General features: G+C 70.6%; 16 protein-coding genes. 10 read left to right on the forward strand and 6 right to left on the reverse strand.

From position 1 onward, the window contains the following. Positions 1–124: 124 nt before the first annotated feature. Positions 125–1,600, forward strand: coding sequence for a glutamate-cysteine ligase family protein (locus tag AC3ETA_RS39905; protein ID WP_432197798.1), 1,476 nt, complete (start codon positions 125–127; stop codon positions 1,598–1,600). 12 nt (positions 1,601–1,612) lie between these two features. Here the strand turns inward: AC3ETA_RS39905 and AC3ETA_RS39910 are convergent, their stop codons facing one another. Next, the gene (locus AC3ETA_RS39910) at positions 1,613–2,725 is read right to left on the reverse strand and encodes a Gfo/Idh/MocA family protein (RefSeq protein ID WP_432197799.1); all 1,113 of its coding nucleotides are present in this window, start codon (positions 2,723–2,725) and stop codon (positions 1,613–1,615) included. Beyond that, entirely contained in the window at positions 2,695–3,405 is a 711-nt protein-coding gene (locus AC3ETA_RS39915) for a ThuA domain-containing protein (protein ID WP_432197800.1), read from the reverse strand. The genes AC3ETA_RS39910 and AC3ETA_RS39915 overlap by 31 nt, the downstream gene beginning before the upstream one ends. Positions 3,406–3,982: 577 nt before the next feature. Between AC3ETA_RS39915 and AC3ETA_RS39920 the strand changes: the two genes are divergently transcribed. Together AC3ETA_RS39920 and lpdA are read left to right on the forward strand one after the other, a co-directional pair. Then, on the forward strand, positions 3,983–4,837 hold the full coding sequence (locus tag AC3ETA_RS39920; RefSeq protein ID WP_432197801.1) for an SCO2400 family protein: 855 nt from the start codon (positions 3,983–3,985) through the stop codon (positions 4,835–4,837). Between the two features lie 165 nt (positions 4,838–5,002). Next, entirely contained in the window at positions 5,003–6,415 is a 1,413-nt protein-coding gene (gene lpdA, locus AC3ETA_RS39925) for a dihydrolipoyl dehydrogenase (protein ID WP_432197833.1), read from the forward strand. A 22-nt stretch (positions 6,416–6,437) separates the two neighbouring features. Here lpdA and AC3ETA_RS39930 read toward each other — a convergent pair whose 3' ends face one another. Beyond that, positions 6,438–7,139: a CPBP family intramembrane glutamic endopeptidase gene (locus tag AC3ETA_RS39930; RefSeq protein WP_432197802.1), complete on the reverse strand. Its 702-nt coding sequence runs from the start codon at positions 7,137–7,139 to the stop codon at positions 6,438–6,440. An 84-nt stretch (positions 7,140–7,223) separates the two neighbouring features. Then, the gene (locus AC3ETA_RS39935) at positions 7,224–9,155 is read right to left on the reverse strand and encodes a glycoside hydrolase family 5 protein (RefSeq protein ID WP_432197803.1); all 1,932 of its coding nucleotides are present in this window, start codon (positions 9,153–9,155) and stop codon (positions 7,224–7,226) included. Between the two features lie 293 nt (positions 9,156–9,448). Between AC3ETA_RS39935 and AC3ETA_RS39940 the strand changes: the two genes are divergently transcribed. The 3 genes from AC3ETA_RS39940 (at position 9,449) to AC3ETA_RS39950 (ending at position 13,081) form a co-directional block, all read left to right on the forward strand. Continuing rightward, complete coding sequence (locus AC3ETA_RS39940; RefSeq protein ID WP_432197804.1) at positions 9,449–10,225, forward strand: class I SAM-dependent methyltransferase; 777 nt, start codon at positions 9,449–9,451, stop codon at positions 10,223–10,225. Positions 10,226–10,401: 176 nt separating this feature from the next. Beyond that, on the forward strand, positions 10,402–12,465 hold the full coding sequence (locus tag AC3ETA_RS39945; RefSeq protein ID WP_432197805.1) for a discoidin domain-containing protein: 2,064 nt from the start codon (positions 10,402–10,404) through the stop codon (positions 12,463–12,465). A 19-nt stretch (positions 12,466–12,484) separates the two neighbouring features. Further along, positions 12,485–13,081 (forward strand): TetR/AcrR family transcriptional regulator, encoded by a 597-nt coding sequence (locus AC3ETA_RS39950; protein WP_432197806.1) that lies wholly within the window; start codon positions 12,485–12,487, stop codon positions 13,079–13,081. 6 nt (positions 13,082–13,087) lie between these two features. Here AC3ETA_RS39950 and AC3ETA_RS39955 read toward each other — a convergent pair whose 3' ends face one another. Beyond that, positions 13,088–14,203 carry an acyltransferase family protein gene (locus AC3ETA_RS39955; protein WP_432197807.1) on the reverse strand — a complete coding sequence of 372 codons (1,116 nt, stop codon included), beginning with the start codon at positions 14,201–14,203 and terminating at the stop codon, positions 13,088–13,090. A 224-nt stretch (positions 14,204–14,427) separates the two neighbouring features. On the opposite strand from AC3ETA_RS39955, the gene AC3ETA_RS39960 reads away from it, so the two are divergent. The 4 genes from AC3ETA_RS39960 (at position 14,428) to AC3ETA_RS39975 (ending at position 18,589) form a co-directional block, all read left to right on the forward strand. Then, a complete protein-coding gene (locus tag AC3ETA_RS39960; protein WP_432197808.1) occupies positions 14,428–15,063 on the forward strand; it encodes a hypothetical protein in 636 nt (211 codons plus the stop codon). Between the two features lie 115 nt (positions 15,064–15,178). Continuing rightward, positions 15,179–15,916, forward strand: coding sequence for a class F sortase (locus AC3ETA_RS39965; protein ID WP_432197809.1), 738 nt, complete (start codon positions 15,179–15,181; stop codon positions 15,914–15,916). Between the two features lie 254 nt (positions 15,917–16,170). Then, positions 16,171–18,081 (forward strand): molecular chaperone HtpG, encoded by a 1,911-nt coding sequence (gene htpG, locus AC3ETA_RS39970; protein WP_432197810.1) that lies wholly within the window; start codon positions 16,171–16,173, stop codon positions 18,079–18,081. A 97-nt stretch (positions 18,082–18,178) separates the two neighbouring features. Then, positions 18,179–18,589: a VOC family protein gene (locus AC3ETA_RS39975; RefSeq protein WP_432197811.1), complete on the forward strand. Its 411-nt coding sequence runs from the start codon at positions 18,179–18,181 to the stop codon at positions 18,587–18,589. 16 nt (positions 18,590–18,605) lie between these two features. Here AC3ETA_RS39975 and AC3ETA_RS39980 read toward each other — a convergent pair whose 3' ends face one another. After that, positions 18,606–19,130 carry a hypothetical protein gene (locus AC3ETA_RS39980; RefSeq protein ID WP_432197812.1) on the reverse strand — a complete coding sequence of 175 codons (525 nt, stop codon included), beginning with the start codon at positions 19,128–19,130 and terminating at the stop codon, positions 18,606–18,608. Between the last annotated feature and the right edge of the window lie 143 nt (positions 19,131–19,273).

Consider the following 19,273-nt stretch of genomic DNA (forward strand, 5'->3'; position numbering starts at 1 on the left):
TGGGCCGGGGCACTGCCGGCCCGCTCACGCGTGCGGACCGACGGCGTCCCCTGACTGTCCCGGTGCCGTCCGAAGTGCCACTCTGGGACGAGAGGTATCCGCCGAGGGGACTCGGGAGGGCGCGATGGGACGTGACGTTCCGGCCCTGGTGTTCACGCGGGAGGACCGCCGCCGGTACCGCGACAAGATGCACACGTGCCTCGACGTGCTGGCGCAGATGCTGCGCGAGTCGACCTTCGAGAGCGAGCGGCCGCAGGTCGGGCTGGAGATCGAGCTCAACCTGGTCGACGCCGACGGACGGCCGGCGATGCGCAACACCGACGTCCTGCGGGCCATCGCCGATCCCGCCTGGTCGAGCGAGCTGGGCCGCTTCAACCTGGAGATCAACATCCCGCCGCGCGAGCTGACCTCCGGCGGACCCGGGGCGTGGGAGCAGGCCATCCGCGACGCGCTCAACCACGCCGAGGAACGCGCCTCCGCCGTGGGCGCGCACCTGATCATGATCGGCATCCTGCCGACGCTGGGCGAGAGGGACGTGGACGAGACCGCCCTGTCCGGCGATCCGCGCTACCGGCTGCTCAACGAGCAGATCTTCGCCGCGCGGGGCGAAGATCTGCGGATCACCGTCGACGGCGTGGAGCGCCTGTCGACGTACGCCGACACCATCACCCCCGAGGCCGCCTGCACCAGTACGCAGTACCACCTCCAGGTCTCGCCGCGGGAGTTCGCCGACTACTGGAACGCCGCCCAGGCGGTCGCCGGCGTACAGATCGCCCTCGCGGCGAACTCGCCGTACCTCTTCGGCAAGGAGCTGTGGCGCGAGACGCGCATCCCGCTGTTCGAGCAGGCCACGGACACCCGTCCGGTGGAGATCAAGGCGCAGGGCGTACGGCCCCGGGTGTGGTTCGGGGAGCGCTGGATCACCAGCGTCTTCGACCTCTTCGAGGAGAACGTCCGGTACTTCCCGGCCCTCCTGCCGCTGCGCGACGACGAGGACCCGCAGGAGGCGCACGACCGCGGCAACGCACCGCAACTGGGCGAACTGACGCTGCACAACGGCACGATCTACCGCTGGAACCGCCCCGTCTATGCCGTCACCGACAGCGGCCCCCATCTGCGCATCGAGAACCGGGTCCTGCCCGCCGGACCCACCGTCGCCGACACCATCGCCAACGGCGCCTTCTACTACGGCCTCACCCGCGCCCTGGTCGACGACGACCGGCCGGTCTGGACCCGGATGTCCTTCTCGGTGGCCGAGGAGAACCTCCACACCGCCGCCCGCGAGGGCATCGACGCCCGTCTGTACTGGCCAGGCATGGGCGAAGTCCCGGTCACGGAACTGGTGTTGCGGCGCCTGCTGCCCCAGGCCCACCGCGGCCTGGAACTCGCCGGTATGGACGCGGCCTGGCGCGAACCCCTGCTCGGCATCATCGAGCAGCGCTGCGTCACCGCCCGCAACGGCGCCCTGTGGCAGGCCGAGACGGTCCATCACCTGGAGAAGGCCGGCCACGACCGGGACGAGGCGCTGCGACGGATGACCCGGACGTACATGGAGTACATGCATCTGAACGCGGCCGCGCACACCTGGCCGGTGGACTGACCGGAGCCGCGGTCACCGGGCGCCGGCACCCCGCCATTGCGCGGCGGCCGTCAGCGGCACGGACACGGGCGGCTGTACCGAGGTCGCGAGTTCGATGCGGCGGCCCTCCGACGCCGAGCGCAGGAGAGCGGTCATCGTCTCCAGCACGTGCAGGGCGAGTTCGCCACCGGCCCGGGGCGGTCGCTGCGGGCCGGCGGACACGAAGTCGAGCAGGCCGACGCCCCGGGCGCCGTCGACGTAGCCCGCCGAGACCGGCTGTGTGCGCCACCGGGTGTCGCCGAGTGCGAAGAGCCGGACCTCGCCGTCGAAGCGGTTCGGGTCGGGCACCGCGAGCGTGCCCGTCTCGCCGTGCACCTCGATGGGCGTGGCGGTCGTGGCCACGCCGTCGAAGCTGGTCGTGATCGTCGTCAGCGTTCCGCCGACGTGCTCCAGTACGCCGCTGACGTGCGTGTCGACCTCGACCGGGATCCGCTCGCCCGCGCGCGGACCGGAGCCGATGACGCGCACGTCGCGCAGCCGGCCCGCCGACCCCGTCACGGCACGCACCGGCCCCAGCAGATGGACCAGGGACGCAAGGTAGTACGGCCCCATGTCCAGCAGCGGGCCGCCGCCGGCGGTGTAGTAGAAGTCGGGATGCGGATGCCAGCGTTCGTGGCCCGGCGTGACCATCACCGCCGACGCGAACTGGGGACGCCCGATGGTCCCCGCCGCCACGGCCGCCCGCGCGGTCTGGACGCCGGTGCCCAGGACGGTGTCAGGCGCGCAGCCCACGGCGACACCGGCCTTCGCGGCGGCCTCCAGCACGGTGTGCGCGTCGGCGAGTTCGGCCGTCAGCGGCTTCTCCCCGTACACGTTCTTGCCGTGGCCGATCGCGCGGAGGGCGATCTCGGCGTGCGCCGCGGGGACGGTGAGGTTCAGCACCGTGTCCACGTCCGCGCTGCTCAGCAACTCCTCGACGCCCATGGCCCGGGCGCCGGGCACCTCCGCCGCGACGGCGGCCGAGCGGGAGGCGTCGAGGTCGGCGACCGCCGTGACACGCACCGCCGGGTGGCCGACGAGTGTGTCCAGGTAGGCGCGGGAGATGACGCCGAGCCCTACGATGCCGATGCGGTGCGCGTCGCCCACAGCATGCCCCTCTCGATGACGGTGCGGACGGCGGGGTGATCCAGTACGTCGAGGCTGTGCCCCGGAGTCGTCACGACGACGCGTCCGGCGCCCCACCGACGGGTCCACACCGCCGGCGAGGTCACCGGGCGGTGCCAGGGATGCCACGGCCGGACCGGATGGGTCGTGGTGGCCAGTACGTCGATCAGGTCGTCGTGCAGCACCCAGTACTGCTCGGTGTGCAGCTCGAAGTCCTCGACGCCGGCGGTGACCGGGTGTTCGCGGCCGAGCTCGGTGATGTTCACGGTGTGCGGCAGGTAGTTGTCCTCCTGGCCGCCCCGGCGCTCGCACGGCTCCTTGCCCGGATGGGTCGCGAACTGCCCGCCCACCAGATGGAGATAGTCGGACGAGGCCCGGAACGAGTCGGCGATCCCGCCGTGCCAGCCGGTGAAGCCGGTACCCGCCACGACCGCTCCGCTCAGCCCTGCCAGTTGCTCGGCGGTGATCCGGGACATCGTCACGCACTGCACGACCAGGTCGGTGCCTGCCATCGTGGCGGCGTCGGCGTAGACGTCGGTGGACTCCTCGATCCGGACGGTGTACCCGTTGGCGCGCAGGAAAGGCAGGAACAGTTCCGTCGCCCGGACCGGCTCATGCCCCTCCCATCCACCGCGGACCACCAGGGCGTTCTTGCGCGTCATCTCGTCCCTTCACGGGGCGTCCACGCCCCCGTCGCCAGACAGCCCCTCACTATGTGCCGACCGCGCACGCAGGGGAAAGACCAACGGGGCGACGCGAAAGTTTCGCCCCGGATGCGCCCCCAGCTTGGACACGGCCGCCGGGAGATGGTTCCGGACAGTGCCGGGAGTCAGATGGACCTCGGCCGCGATCTGCGCGATCGACCCGTGCGAGCCGCTCGCAGGACCTCCGGTGCCCGGTCGGTCAGCAGGCCATCGTCCTCGGCCGGCGCGGAGGCGGCGATGTCCGCATCCACGGCCTGGAAGGCACGCCCGGTCGCGGAGGTCGCGAAACCGCCGTCGGCTTCCACCTCGCTCCAGGGCGAGCAGGCCGCCGGATGCGCCACGAGGGGTACTGCGACCTGTGAGCGGGGCATGGGGCGTACATATTTCCTGAGACATCTGCGCAGGAGCATCACTCAGGCTGCACACAGCCTGTCGAAAGGCTCGTTAGCGTTCTGGCCGTTCGATCCCGAATGCGAACACGACCAGGCCGCGGCCGCCCAGGGCCGATGGCGCAGTCAAGCCAGGAAGACCGCAGATGGACTACTGCTCCTCGTGCCGGCGGCATCTCAACGGGGCCCTCGTGTGCCCCGGGTGCGGTGCCTACGCCCCGGACATCGCTCCCTCCGCGGCGGGGGGTCCCGCCGCGTCGGCAGGGCCGGGCCCGGCGGCGGGCGCCACGACGGCGTGGGGGAGCCCCCCGGTCGACACCTGGTACGACGGCTACTTCCGCGACGAGACGGCACCGGCCGAGCCGGACCCGACCGCGTCGTCCGACCCGGCCGGCGACATGGACGGCGCCGAGGCCGCATCCGTCGCCCCGCAGGGCCGGGCCGCCCGGCGTCGTCAGCGGGCCCGCTGGAAGAAGAACCAGCGCAGGGCCGTGGTCGCGACCGCGGTGGCCCTGATGGGCGGCGGACTGGCCGTCGCGTCGGTGGACCGCGGGTCCGGCGACAAGGCTCAGGCGGCCACCGCGCCGGAGCGTCCGGAGACAGAGCTTCCGGAACAGCAGCACACGGAACTCACCCGCCCGGCGTCCACCCCGCCGGACACCCGCGAGACCCCGCGCACCGATGCGCCCTCCTCGAAGCCGTCCCCGACGAGCGTCGCGCGGGAGTCCGTGGACACGCCGCGCACCACCCGGCAGTTCACCCGACCGGACGCCGCCACCCCGAGCGCGACGGCGACCACGGTCCCGCAGACGCAGACCGTCGCCCCGCCCTCCGGCGGAAACCCGGGCGACAGCGGCGGCTCGTCCGCCGGCCAGCAGACACCGGCTCCGACGCCTACGGACGGCGCGGACTCCGGAGCCTCCCAGGCGCCGAGCGACCCGGCACCGGAGGAGACCACGCCGGCGCAGCTCTGCGTGCTCAACCTCCTCTGCGTCGGCTGACACACACCGGGCACCGCCACGGCGTACCCCGCCTGAGATCACCGTCACCCTCCCGCATCGCCACACGACCCCGTGGATGCGGTCATGCTGGAAGAACCGGACACCGTCACACGACGGAGTCCGGCACCGGCAGAGCAGGACGTCGTACTCAGGAAGGAACTCCCCATGGTCGAGCAGGACGAGCGATTCGATGTCGTGGTCCTCGGCGCCGGTCCCGGCGGCTACGTGGCCGCCATCCGCGCCGCCCAGCTGGGCAAGCGGGTCGCGGTCGTGGAGGAGAAGTACTGGGGCGGCGTCTGTCTGAACGTGGGCTGCATCCCCAGCAAGGCACTGCTGCGCAACGCCGAACTGGCGCACATCTTCACCCGCGAGGCGAAGACCTTCGGCATCCAGGTGGACGGGCAGGTCTCCTTCGACTACGGCGAGGCCTTCCGCCGCAGCCGCAAGGTCGCCGACGGCCGGGTCAAGGGCGTCCACTACCTGATGAAGAAGAACAAGATCACCGAGATCGACGGCCGCGGCACCTTCCTCGACCCGCACACCATCGAGGTGGCGGGCTACGACGGCTCCACCCGCACCATCGGCTTCGAGCACTGCATCATCGCCGCGGGCGCCACGCCCAAGCTGCTGCCCGGCACCCGGCGCAGCGCCCGCGTGGTGACCTACGAGGAGCAGATCCTCGCCGAGGAACTGCCGCGATCGATCATCATCGCCGGCGCCGGCGCGATCGGCCTCGAGTTCGCCTACGTCCTGCACAACTACGGCGTGAAGGTCACGATCGTCGAGTTCCTGGACCGTATGGCGCCGCTGGAGGACGCCGAGGTCTCCGCCGAACTCGCCAAGCAGTACCGCCGGTTGGGCATCGAAGTGCTGACCTCCACCCGGGTCGACAGCGTCGACGAGTCCGGCGAGCTCGTGCGCGTCACGGTCACCGGCAAGGACGGCAGCCGGCAGGTCCTGGAAGCCGACAAGGTGCTCCAGGCGATCGGCTTCGCGCCGAACGTCTCCGGGTACGGCCTGGAGAGCACCGGTGTGACCGTCACCGAGCGCGGCGCGATCGACGTCGACGGCCGGTGCCGTACGTCCGTCCCGCACCTCTTCGCCATCGGCGACGTGACGGCGAAGCTGATGCTGGCACACGCGGCCGAGGCGATGGGTATCGTCGCCGCCGAGACCATCGCGGACGCCGAGACGATGGAGCTCGACTACGTGATGATCCCGCGGGCCACCTACTGCCAGCCGCAGATCGCCAGCTTCGGCTGGACCGAGGAGCAGGCCCGCGAGCGGGGCTTCGACGTGCAGGTGGCGAAGTTCCCGTTCACCGCGAACGGCAAATCGCACGGCCTCGGCGACGCGACCGGCTTCGTGAAGCTGATCAGCGACGCCAGGTACGGCGAACTCCTCGGCGGCCACCTCATCGGCCCGGACGTCACCGAGCTGTTGCCCGAACTGACCCTGGCCCAGCAGTGGGACCTCACCGTCCACGAGGTCGCCCGCAACGTCCACGCCCACCCCACCCTCGGTGAGGCGGTCAAGGAAGCGGTGCACGGACTGGCCGGACACATGGTCAACTTCTAGCGCCCGGTACCGGGTTCGGCGTTCAGCCGTCGAGCCAGTAGCGCGGCGCCGCCCAGGCCAGCGCGTAGCCGAGGCTGTTCACCGACCAGTGCAGGGCCATCGGTGCCGGCAGGCTGCCGGAGCGGCGGCGCAGCTCGCACAGCACCACCCCGGCGAGGGCCGTGGCGACGATCGCCACGGCCACCGTGGGCGCCACACCCGCCGGGCCGTCGCCGAAGACCGAGCCCACGGCGGCGTTGGAGCGGTTGATGCCCCGCGAGGGCATCAGATGCCACACCCCGAACAGCAGCGACGACAGACCGGTCGCCCACGCCGTTCCGTGCCGGCGCCGGATCATGGCCCACAGCACACCGCGAAAGGCGGTCTCCTCCAGCAGCACGGTCCCGAAGGGCACGCGCACCAGCGCCCCGAACAGCATCCGCTCCAGGGACAGATCCGCGGCCCGCGCGTCCCGGAACGCGTCCCGCCCGGCCGGCAGGGCGAGGAGGACCAGCAGGACCAGCACCACGATCGCCACCAGGACGGGCGCCCATCGCAGCCCCCGGCGCACCCCTTCCGGGTCGAGCCCCAGATCGGCCCGGGTCAGACCGTCCCAGCGGGCGATCAGCAGCAGCACGGCCGTGGCGGTCACGCAGATGAGCACGTACATGGCGGGGCTCCGCGCGAGCCAGTTGTTCAACAGGTTCGCGGCGGCGAGCACGGCGACAGCACAGGTGATCCGCATCCGGGTCCCAGCATCCCCCGGCGCGACGGGCCCGGCCCGCCGGTCCGGGCCCGTCCGTGGGCGTGTCGGCCCCCCTGCGCGCGTTCAGCCCAGCTTTCGGCAGTACAGCGCGTCGGGCGTACGCGACGACCCGACCCGGCCGGTGGCGGCGATCCCGGCCGCGTACTCGTCGTCCGCGCACTGGCCCTTGTAGCGGCCGTACGCGAAGTCGCCGCCCTTGGCGGCCGGCCCCCGGTTGTCACCCCGGTCGAACCAGACCGTACGGCCGCTGGTACCGAGCCTCCCGGCCGGGGCGGTGGCGCACAGGGCGGCGGAGACGGCCGCGCCACGGACGCTGTACCCGATGAGGAACTGCCCGTCGGCGCACTGGAGTTTGGTGTACCCGGACGCCCAGTCTCCGCCGGGACGGACGTGTCGTTCGTCGACGACCACCTCGTGCCCGCCCGCGGGGGCCCACAGGGCGCCGGCGGTCACGTCCGAGCACAGTCCGCGGTTGCCGGTGTGAGCGAGCCCGAGCAGCCGCTGCCCGTCGGGGCAGACGGACTTGCGGGCGCCGGAGTCCCAGTCGGGCAGCGCGCGCATCCGCCTCGACTGCACGAAGTCGCCGTGGTCGGGGCTGAGCATGGACCACTCGGTGACCGGCGCCAACGGGCCGGTGCGGCCGTCGGCCTCGATGAGCCGCGTCCAGGCGGCGGCCCGCCAGTCGTCACCGTCGTACAGGCCCATCCGGCGGCCCGCGGCGTCCCAGTGCAGCAGCGCCCAGCCGTTGCCCTGGCGGTTGTCGTGCCAGCCGACGAGCGGCCAGTAGGCGAAGTCGGCGTCGGTGCGGATGAGTTGGTCCACGAAGTTCTCGAACCAGGCGCGCGGCTTCTGACCGGTCTCGGCGCGGCCTCCGACGCCGAACTCGCTGATCCAGACGGGGGCGGTGAAGTGCTGGTCCTGCTCGGCGGAGACGAAGAACGCCTGGCGGTTGAGCACGGCGACGAGTTCGGAGGGGCTCAGGTCACGATAGCGGGGGTCGCTGGTCTCGCCCGTTCCCGTGGCGCCGCTGTGATGGGGGCCCGTGTAGTCGTAGAAGTGGGCCGAGTACACGAGCTTGCCGGAGTCGACGAGTGTGTGCGACAGACGGCGGGCGGGCTCCAGGGCGGGGCGCTCGTGCGCGAAGCCGTCGACGGGGATGCCCGTCCAGTTGATGCCCTCCACGACGATCAGCAGATTCGGGTTGGCCTCGGTCAGGATGCGGTCGCCGACGCGCTGCGAGGCGGCGAACCAGTCGTGGTCGTCGCCGAGCCCCCAGTTGGGGTCGTCCCAGATGTTGCGGCGCACCTCGTTGTACAGGTCGGCGCCCACGACACGCGGGTTGTCCCGGTACCGGCGGGCCATGAACAGCCAGTCGTCCTCCCAGGCGGCGGTGGACCGGCTCGCGTTCCAGCGTTCGTTGCCGTCGACTCCGCAGCACCAACGGGTGGTGTTCGTGTGGTTGTTGAGGATCACCGCGAGACCGGCCGCCGTGAGCTCGCGCACCACGACGTCGTACACCTGGATCGGGGTCTTGCCGCGCAGCGCGGGATTGGCGGCGACGGAGTCGTCCGTCACGGGTCGGATGTCGTGGATCATCTCGTTGGAGAAGGGCAGCCGGATGCTGTTGATCCCGATCTCCCGGAAGCCCGCGATGATCTCGGCCATCGGGGCCCGGTCCAGGCCGAGCGGCATCCGGCCGGAGTTCTCGCCGGCGTGGTGGGCGGCGTCGTCCTCGGGATCACCCGAACCGTTCCAAGTCCCGCTGGCGCCGTGCCAGTTGCCCGAGCGCAGCTTGAAGCGGTCACCGTCCGCGTCGACGATCCACCGGCCCCGGGTGCTCAGCGGCGGCGTCCAGTCCTCCGCTGCGACGGCCGGCGCGGTCGTGACGGACGGTTCGGACGGCTCGGCCGCCGCCTCGGGAAGGGACGTCAGGGGGATCAGGAGCAGTACGGCGGCGAGGGTGGCTCTCAGCAAGGATCCGCGCACGGTCACCATCCCGATAGTGTTGTCATGGCTGCGTCACGAACTCGTGCTACTCCACGGTAATGTACGAACGGCTCCCGCACACCGAGATGTTCGACAGGGTTGAAGACGTTGCCTCGACGGTGGCGCCGCCCGCCCGCGGCCCCGCCCGGCCCGCCCGCCCGCGGCCCCGCCCGGCCCGCCTGCCCGGCGCGCCGCCCGCCCACCGTGCAGCGGCCCCCGTTCCGTCCCCCCGCCCCTGTGGCGCCTCGGCACGCCCCTGCGCATCCTCGTAGGTACCGCGTCCCCAGGGAGGCACGAACCTCATGCCGGCCAAGAACCTCACCGTGAACCGCGCGGCCCTCGGCCATCGCCTGGCCTACGCCCTGCGCCATCCCGACCGGGTGCCCCGCCATCTGGCGCGCTCGGCCCGTGACATGTGGCTGCGCCGCCGTCACCCCGACCATGTCTCCTACTACCGCGCCGTGATGCGCTCCGACACCCGGGCCGACCCGGACGCGGCCGTCGGCAGCCACAACCGGGAGCGGTGGCTGGCGCTCGGTGAGATGCAGCTCGACTACCTCGTCGGCCACGGCCTGCGCCCCGCGCACCGGATGCTGGAGATCGGCTGCGGCAACCTGCGTGGCGGCTGGCGGTTCATCCGGCATCTGGAGCCCGGCCACTACCACGGCATCGACATCTCGCCCGACATCCTCTTCGCCGCACAGGACACCGTCGTCACGATGGGCCTCCAGCAACGGCTGCCCACGCTCACTCCGGTGCGCGACCTGACGCTGCGGTTCCTGCCGGAGGCCCACTTCGACGTCGTGCACGCGCACAGCGTCTTCTCGCACTCGCCGCTGCCGGTCATCGAGGAGTGCCTGGCCAACGTCGGGCGGGTGCTGGCGCCCGGCGGCTGGTTCGACTTCACCTTCGACCGCACCGAGGGCGAGGAGCACCACGTCCTGCGGGAGGACTTCTACTACCGCACCGAGACCCTCACGGCACTCGCCGAGCGGCACGGGCTGCGGGCCCGCTTCATGACGGACTGGGAGGAACTCCCGCACGGCCAGTCGAAGATCCGCGTCACGCACCCGAGGTGAACCGAATCCCCGTCAGGAGCACATTCATGACCGGTCGGTAGGTTATTTGTGACCGGCCAGTAGGTCATTTGTCCCGGACTCTTGACTCGTCATGCGCCAGTGGTCATCCTCGTCGCACCTATTGCGAGGTCATGACAATCCGACCCCGCCTTCCCGCCGACCGAGGGACGTGGGCTGTGACCACTGCCGGACGCCCGTATCGCAGACGCAAGAACGTCACCGTGGTGTCGCTCCTCCTGCTCGTGCTGTCCATCGCGCTCGGCCCCACCCCGAGTTCGGCGGCCGGCGCCGACTGGTGGGACCCGACCGCACGGCCCGCGCCGGACTCCCAGATCAACGTCACGGGGGAGCCCTTCACCGGCACCAACGCCGAGGGCGAGGTCCGCGGCTTCGTCGACGCCCACGACCACATCTTCTCCAACGAAGCCTTCGGCGGCCGTCTGATCTGCGGAAAGCCCTTCTCCGAGCAGGGCGTCGCCGACGCCCTCAAGGACTGCCCCGAGCACTACCCGGACGGCTCGCTCGCGATCTTCGACTTCATCACCAACGGCGGCGACGGCAAGCACGACCCGGTCGGCTGGCCCACGTTCAAGGACTGGCCCGCGCACGACTCGCTGACCCACCAGCAGAACTACTACGCCTGGATCGAGCGCGCCTGGCGCGGCGGCCAGCGCGTCCTGGTCAACGACCTCGTCACCAACGGCGTGATCTGCTCGGTGTACTTCTTCAAGGACCGCAGCTGCGACGAGATGACCTCGATCCGGCTCCAGGCCAAACTGACGTACGACCTGCAGGCCTTCATCGACAAGCAGTACGGCGGCACCGGGAAGGGCTGGTTCCGGGTCGTCACCGACAGCGCGCAGGCCCGCCAGGTCATCGAGCAGGGCAAGCTGGCGGTCATCCTCGGCGTGGAGACCTCCGAACCCTTCGGCTGCAAGCAGATCCTCGACATCGCGCAGTGCAGCAAGGACGACATCGACAAGGGCCTCGACGAGCTGTACTCGCTGGGCGTGCGCAGCATGTTCCTGTGCCACAAGTTCGACAACGCGCTGTGCGGCGTCCGCTTCGACTCGGGCGGGCTCGGCACGGCCATCAACGTCGGCCAATTCCTGTCGACCGGCACCTTCTGGAAGACCGAGACGTGCAAGGGCCCGCAGCACGACAACCCGATCGGCAACGCCACGGCGGCCGAGGCCGAGAAGGAACTCCCGGCGGGCGTGGACGTCCCCTCGTACAACGCGGACGCCCAGTGCAACGTCAGAGGGCTCACCGATCTCGGTGAGTACGCCGTACGGGGCATGATGAACCGCGGGATGATGCTGGAGCTCGACCACATGAGCGTCAAGGCCGCCGGCCGGGCGCTCGACATCTTCGAGTCCGCGTCCTACCCCGGCGTGCTGTCCTCCCACAGCTGGATGGACATGGACTGGACCGAGCGGGTCTACGGCCTCGGCGGTTTCATCGCCCAGTACATGCACGGCTCCGAGGGCTTCATCTCGGAGGCCGAGCGCACCGAGGCGCTGCGCGACAAGTACGGCGTGGGCTACGGCTACGGCACCGACATGAACGGCGTCGGCGGCTGGCCCGGACCCCGCGGAGCGGACGCCCCGAACAAGGTCACCTACCCCTTCAAGAGCGTCGACGGCGGCTCCGTCATCGACCGCCAGACCACCGGTCAGCGCACCTGGGACCTCAACACCGACGGCGCGGCCCACTACGGCCTCGTCCCGGACTGGATCGAGGACATCCGGCGTGTCGGCGGCCAGGACGTGGTCGACGACCTCTTCCGGGGCGCCGAGTCCTACCTCGACACCTGGGCGGCCTCCGAGGGCCACGAGGCGGGGGTGAACCTCGCGCGCGGTGCGAGCACGTCGGCCAGCTCCTCCGAGTGGAGCCTGTTCACCAGCTACCGGCCGGGCCGGGCCGTCGACGGCGACGGCAGCACCCGCTGGGCCAGCGACTGGAGCAACGACCAGTGGTTCCAGGTCGACCTCGGCTCCACCCGCCTGGTCAAACGGGTGACCCTCGACTGGGAGCGCGCGTACGGTAAGGCCTACCGCATCGAGCTCTCCACGGACGGCGTGAACTGGCGGACCGCCTGGTCCACGACGGCCGGCGACGGCGGCCTGGACACGGCCATGTTCACCGGCACTCCGGCCAGATACGTACGCGTCCACGGCGAGCAGCGCGGCACCGACTGGGGCTACTCCCTCTACGAGGTCGGCGTCCACAGCAGCTGACACCCACGAGAGGGACCCCATGGCACGGTTGCCGTCCGCCGAGCGGCGGCGACAGCTCACCGAAGCGGCGATCAGGGCGATGGCCCGGGACGGCGTCCCCAGGACGACCACCCGGTCCATCGCCGCCGAGGCGGGCGTCTCGCTGAGCGTCTTCCACTACTGCTTCGACTCCAAGCAGGAGCTGATCGAGTCCGTCATCACCACCATCACCGGGCACTACGTGACGCTGGTGAAGGAGGCGCTGCGGCCCCGGAGCACCCTGGAGGAGACCGTCCGGGCGGGGTTCCAGGCGTACTGGGACCACGTCCGGGCCCACCCGGACGAGCACATGCTCACCTACGAGCTCGCGCAGTACGCCCTGCGTCAGCCGGGCTTCGAACATCTGGCGCGACGGCAGTACGAGCTGTACGCCGAGACCTACGCCGACCTCATCGACCAGCTGAGCCGCACGATGGGCCTGCGCCTGCGCGTCCCCGCGCCCGTGCTGGCCCGCTACCTCGCCGCGATGACCGACGGGCTGACCCTGAACTATCTGGTGCTCGGCGACGAGGGGGCCTGGAACGACATCCTCGACACTGTGACCTCGCACATCACGGGGCTGGTGAGCGAGCCGTGACCACGCTCACGCCCGCGCCACCACAGCCGGCTTCTCGTCCGGCTCATCCGGATCCCTGCGGAACAGCCACCGCATCTCCGGCTCCGTCACACCGCGCAGGGCCCGCCGGACCGGCGCCGTGCACAACACCGTCACGACCGAGGCCGCCACGAGGGTGACGGCGACCGCGCCGAGCGGCCGGTGGATCCAGGCGGGGTCGTACCAGCCCCCGTACCTGGCGCCCTGCGCGACGAAGCCGTGCAGCAGATAGCCGTACAGCGTGCCCTTACCCAGCGCCGTGCACCACATCCGCCGTCCGGGCACCCAGGAGAGGAAGCAGGCGACCAGCGCCAGCGAGCAGACGAACAGGACCGGCGTCATCACCACCCCGTACCACTGCGGCGCCCCCAGCTCCTCCGCGCTGTCGCGGTGGTAGAACCAGCTGCCCGTCATCCGAGGCACCGCCCAGTACGCCACCGTGAAGGCGCCGGCGAACACGGGTACCGCCGCCATCCGCACCGCGCGGCGCCGGACCAGCCGGAAGTGCTCGGGCCTCAGGGACAGCCCCAGCACGAAGTACGGCAGGAACTGCAGGGCGCGCTGGAGGTCCAGGTCGTTGCCGATGTCCGGCGAGAGGGTGGCCAGCATCGCCACGACCAGCGCGAGCGGCAGCGGCAGGCGCACCCGCCGCCACAGCGGGGTCGTCATCCGCCACAGGAACAGCGCCACCAGGAACCACGTCAGATACAGCGGATCCAGCAGGCTGATCGGCCGGTCCGGCTCCTGATCCGTCCACCGGGTGAACAGGGTGTAGGCCGTCTCGAAGGCGACGTACGGCACGATCAGGCCGGTGACCAGGCGTTTCAGCTGATTCGGGCGGCCCTCGAAGCTTCGGGAGAAATAGCCCGAGATGATGATGAACGCCGGCATGTGGAAGGCGTACACCAGCATGTACGCGGCGGAGACGGTCCGGCTGCCGTCGCGCAGCGGTTCCCACGCGTGCCCCACGGCCACCAGGATGATCGCCGCGTACTTCGCGTTGTCGAAGAAGGCGTCCCGGCCCTTCGAAGGCGCAGGTGAAGGCGCAGGTGAAGGCGCTGCGGGGCGATCGCGGGCAGCGACTGCGGCGACGGGCTGGTGCATCCCAGGCGTCTCACCACTTCGGGGCGGGGCAAACCTCCGGCGGGTGAACAGGGCTCCCCGAGCGGCGCGGCGGGTGGACATGGGGCCGTCAGGGTGTGCTCGTAACCCGTGTGATCGCTTCGAATGGTGCGTCCGAAAGACATGACTGACGGTGGATCACGTCAAGGCCTGGCTCCAGTGGTGATGAAACGTCAGCCGCCCAGGCCATGACGGAAGGATTCACTATGCGCTCTGTTCGCATGCTGCTCGCCACCGCGACGGCCACGGCCGCGCTGGCGATCGCACCCACCGCCTACGCCGTCACCATGGGTGACTGGGACCCGGAGGAGAGCTCCCACAGCAAGGAGCACGGCAAGTCGGAGGAGCACGGCAAGTCCGAGGAGCACGGCAAGTCGGAGGAGCACGGCAAGTCCGAGGAGCACGGCAAGTCGGAGGACCACAGTAAGTGGGAGGACCACGAGGAGAAGGGCAAGCACGACGGACCGCGTGGCGGGATCCACACGGGTGGCGGAGCGCTGGCCGCCGTGACCAACGGCGACGACTGGGGCGGCGGCAAGGACCCGAAGCACGACCCGGACAGCTACCGCAGCAAGGAGGGCGGCCCCGAGAAGAGCTGGGGCGGCGGCGGGGAGGACCACGGGAAGGACTCCTGGAAGGGCGACAAGGAGGACTCCTGGGGCGGTGAGAACGACGAGGAGTCCTGGCGTTCCGGGCACGACAAGCCGCACGGCGGGATGCACACGGGCGGCGGCGGCCTCGCCTCGTCGGGTGTGACGGCCGGTGGGCTCGCCGCGCTCGCGGTCGCCGGTACCGGTATGTACGTCGTGCGCCGTAAGAAGGCGTCCGGAACCGCGGCCTGACCATGCCCGATGACATAGCCGTTGTGGCCGCCGCGCGTGCGCCGCGCGTCGCGGCGGCCCCTCCGGTTGACCCCTTCCGTGTGTTCACTGCCGTGCCCGAGTGAGGTGGTGCCCGATGCCCGCCGGCCGTCCCTCTTCCCCCGCCCCCGACCCGGCCCCGCCCGACCCCGCCGGTTCCGCCACCTCGCGGCGGATAAGACGGGTGGCCATGGCGACGTTCTGGAGCGCGATCGCCGTGACGGTCCTCGCGGTCACGCTGAGCGGTGGCGAGGACGCGGCGTCCGAGGGGCACGGCGTCCCGCGCGCGTCCTCGACCGAACGGCCCGCCCGCGACAAGGAGGCGGACGCCCCCTCGCGGGACAGGGCGACCTCCCCCGACTCCCGGCCCGTCGGCAGGCATCTGCCCCGCGCCCGGCCGCTCAGACTGCTCATCCCCAAGATCTCGGTCAACGCGCCCTTCACCGACCTCGCCATCGGCCGGGCCGGCCGGCTCGAACCTCCGCCGGCCGACAACACCAACCTCGTCGGCTGGTACGCGGGCGGGGCGTCCCCGGGTGAGCCGGGCACGTCGATCATCGCCGGGCACGTGGACACGGCCACGTCGGCCGCGGTCTTCGCCGACCTCAGCGGGCTGGCGAAGGGCGACCGCTTCCAGGTGGTGCGCTCCGACGGGCGCAGCGCGTCCTTCGAGGTCGACAGCGTGGAGACCTTCGACAAGGACACCTTCCCCAGCAAACGCGTCTACGCCGACACCCCGCGCGCCCAGGTGCGCCTCATCACCTGTGCCGGCGACTACGACCGCCAGGTCAAGGACTACACCGCGAACCTGGTGGTCTTCGCCCACCTGGTCTGACCCACGGGCCACGGCTCAGCACTGCGGGAGCCGCGACTTCCAGGTGTTCGGGCCTCCGGTGTCCTGGGCGGGCGCGGCGGTGAACGGTCCGTCCCCGGCGAGCAGGACGGCGGCCGGCCGTCCCGTTCGCTGCCAGGTGGCGCGGGACTCGGCGGGGGAGGGCTCTGTCCGGATCGCGGCACTCCGCGCTGACCTCGTGTCTTACAGTGACTGCGACCAGTTCCGGAGTCGAACCTGTGAGGTAGTCACCAACCATGCCGACCGAGACGTTTGAGTTTCAGGTAGAGGCCCGTCAGCTGCTCCAGCTGATGATCCACTCGGTCTACTCGAACAAGGATGTCTTCCTGCGCGAACTCGTCTCCAACGCCTCCGACGCGCTGGACAAGCTGCGTCTGGAGAAGCTGCGGGACGAGGCGCTCGACGCCGATGTGTCCGACCTGCACATCGAGATCGACATCGACAAGGACGAACGGACCCTCACGGTCCGGGACAACGGCATCGGGATGTCGTACGAGGAAGTGGGGCGGCTCATCGGCACGATCGCCAACTCGGGCACGGCCACCTTCCTGAAGGAGCTTCAGGAGGCCAAGGACGAGGGCGGGGCCGAGGGGCTCATCGGACAGTTCGGGGTCGGCTTCTACTCCGGCTTCATGGCGGCGGACGAGATGACGCTGGTGACCCGGCGCGCCGGCGAGTTGCAGGGCACGCGATGGACGTCGCGCGGCGAGGCCACGTACACGCTTCAGACCGTCGAGGACGTGCCGCAGGGCACCTCCGTGACCCTCCACCTCAAGCCCGCCGACCCCGAGAACCAGCTCCACGACTACACCTCGCCCTGGAAGATCAGGGAGATCGTCAAGAAGTACTCGGACTTCATCACCTGGCCGATCCGGATGGAGCAGGAGCCGGCCGGGACGGACGGCGACGATGCCGAGGCGCCCGAGCCGGAGACGCTGAACTCCATGAAGGCCCTGTGGGCCCGCTCGCGCGAGGAGGTGTCCGACGACGAGTACCACGAGCTGTACAAGCACATCAGCCACGACTGGCGTGAGCCGCTGGAGACGATCCGCCTCCAGGCGGAGGGCACCTTCGAGTACCAGGCCCTGCTCTTCGTCCCCTCGCACGCCCCGCACGACCTGTTCACGCGGGAGTACAAGCGCGGCGTCCAGCTCTATGTGAAGCGCGTCTTCATCATGGACGACTGCGAGGCACTGCTGCCGCCGTACCTGCGCTTCGTCAAGGGCGTCGTCGACGCGGCCGACCTCTCGCTCAACGTCTCCCGCGAGATCCTCCAGCAGGACCGGCACATCCGGATGATGCAGCGCCGGCTGACCAAGAAGGTGCTGTCCACGGTCAAGGAGATGATGACCAAGGAGGCGGAGCGCTACGGCACGTTCTGGCGGGAGTTCGGCACGGTCCTCAAGGAGGGCCTGGTCACCGACTCCGAGAACAGCGACGCCATCCTCGCCGTCGCCTCCTTCGCGACCACGCACGCCGACGACGAGCCGACCACGCTCACCCGGTACGTGGAGCGGATGAAGGACGGCCAGGACGACATCTTCTACATCACCGGCGAGTCCCGGCAGAGCATCGAGAACTCCCCGCACATGGAGGCGTTCCGGGACAGGGGCATCGAGGTCCTGCTCCTGACCGACCCCGTCGACGAGGTGTGGGTCGACACCGTGGGCGAGTACCAGGGCAAGCGGCTGCGGTCCGTCGCCAAGGGCGAGATCGACCTCGACACCGAGGGCGACGACAGGACCGAGGGCGAGCGCGCGAAGCAGGCCGAGGAGTACGCCGGACTGCTCGGCTGGATGGGGGAGCAGCTCGGCGAGGACATCAAGGAGGTGCGTCTGTCGACGCGGCTCACGGTCTCCCCGGCCTGCGTCGTCTCCGACGCGCACGACCTGACGCCGGCCCTGGAGAACATGTACCGGGCGATGGGCCAGGAAGTGCCGGCGACCAAGCGGATCCTGGAGCTCAACCCCGAGCACCTGCTGGTGAAGGGCCTGAACCAGGCGTACAAGGAGCGCGAGGACCGCACGGGGCTCGTCGAGTCCGCCGAGCTGCTGCACACGCTGGCGGTGCTCGCCGAGGGCGGCCAGCCGAAGGATCCGGCGCGCTTCGTGAAGCTGGTCGCGGACCGTCTGGAGCGCACCCTCTAGTCGGCCCGTGCCCCATGTGGCCGTGTGCGCGGGCCGTTGTCAGTGGCCCGCGCTACGTTCCTTGCAGTCGGCTTCCGGCCCTACGCATGGAGGATCCATGGCCTCGCGTCTCAACCCCTACATCACCTTCGCCGGCGACGCCCGCCAGGCGCTGGAGTTCTACAAGGAGGTCTTCGGCGGCACGCTGAACCTCAACACGTACGCCGAGTTCGGCCAGAAGGACGGCCCGCTGGCCGACAAGATCATGCACGGCATGCTGGAGGCCCCCAACGGCTTCACCCTGATGTGCGCCGACACCCCGACGGACGACCACAAGCCGGGCAACAACATCTCGGTGAGCCTGAGCGGTGACGACGACGCCGAGCTGCGCGGCTACTGGGAGAAGCTGTCGGACGGCGCCCATGTGACCGTGCCGCTCGACAAGCAGATGTGGGGCGATGTCTTCGGCATGTGTACGGACCGCTTCGGCATCACCTGGATGGTCAACATCGCCGGGCAGGGCGGCTGAGCGGGCCAAGAGCCGCTCACTTCGGCAGCCAGGCGCTCAGGGTGTGGACCAGGCGGTCGAGCGCGGGCTGCTCGGCGGACAGGTCCGTCCTGACGGTGCGTCCGCCGAAGCGCAGCGTGTACTGGAACAGGTCCGCGGCCTGCGTGTTCTGCGTGAAGTCGGAGGCGTCGCCCAACGCCGGGTCGCCGAGCAGTGTGCGCAGCTCGGTGAACTGCGCCTCGCTGGTCCGGCGCACCGCGCGCTCACCTTTGTCGGTCGTGTGCACGGTGCCGTCGCCCCGCAGGGCCACTTCCTTCTGCACGCCCGCGAAGCCGCCGGTGACCTCCATGGTCACCAGCAGCTGATCCGGTCCGGTGACGGGCACCGGCGACGGACGGGGGGATCCGGAGGGAGGTGTCGCGGGAGCCGGCGACGCGGGCGTCGAGGGCGAGGTGGCGGTCGGAGTGCCGGCCGCCACGTCCGTCTGCTCGGCCCCGGCCGCACCCCGCTCGGAAGCGCAGCCGGCCAGTCCCAGCAGCCCGGCCACCATCACAACCGCCATCCGCCTACCGAACACGACAACCCCATCCGTGGATCGTGTCGACCGAAGTGCCCCTATCAAGGTCTCTATCACGGAACAGGTCGCTGCGGGCCGAGCCGACACCCGCGCGCCGGGCACCGGTGATTTTCGGCCCACCTGTTGAC

The sequence above is a fragment of the Streptomyces sp. bgisy027 genome, from assembly GCF_057710365.1.